General features: G+C 55.3%; 1 rRNA gene. It reads right to left on the minus strand.

The window, feature by feature from the left end:
- A 23S ribosomal RNA gene (locus GTO89_RS16930) occupies positions 1-524 on the minus strand; the annotation flags it as partial.

Here is a 524-nt window from a genome sequence, read left to right on the forward strand (position 1 = left end):
CGTCTTGCCGAAGCTTCGGTGGCCTGTTTAGCCCCGTGTCATTTTCCGCGCAGAGTCACTCGACCAGTGAGCTATTACGCACTCTTTCAATGGTGGCTGCTTCTAAGCCAACATCCTGGTTGTCTGGGCAACTCCACATCGTTTTCCACTTAACAGGCACTTTGGGACCTTAGCTGTCGGTCTGGGCTGTTTCCCTCTTGACGACGGATCTTAGCACTCGCCGTCTGACTCCCGGGCATAAATGCGGGCATTCTGAGTTTGACAGGGTTCGGTAACCGGTGAAGGCCCCTAGCCCTATCAGCGCTTTACCTCCCGCATTCTTATATCCCGAGGCTAGCCCTAAAGCTATTTCGGGGAGAACCAGCTATCTCCGGGTTCGATTGGAATTTCTCCCCTACCCACACCTCATCCGCCGACTTTTCAACGTCGGTCGGTTCGGGCCTCCACGAAGTTTTACCTCCGCTTCACCCTGGACATGGGTAGATCACCCGGTTTCGGGTCTGCAGCCACGAACTTGACGCCCT

This window comes from Heliomicrobium gestii (assembly GCF_009877435.1).
GTDB classification, from domain to species: domain Bacteria; phylum Bacillota; class Desulfitobacteriia; order Heliobacteriales; family Heliobacteriaceae; genus Heliomicrobium; species Heliomicrobium gestii.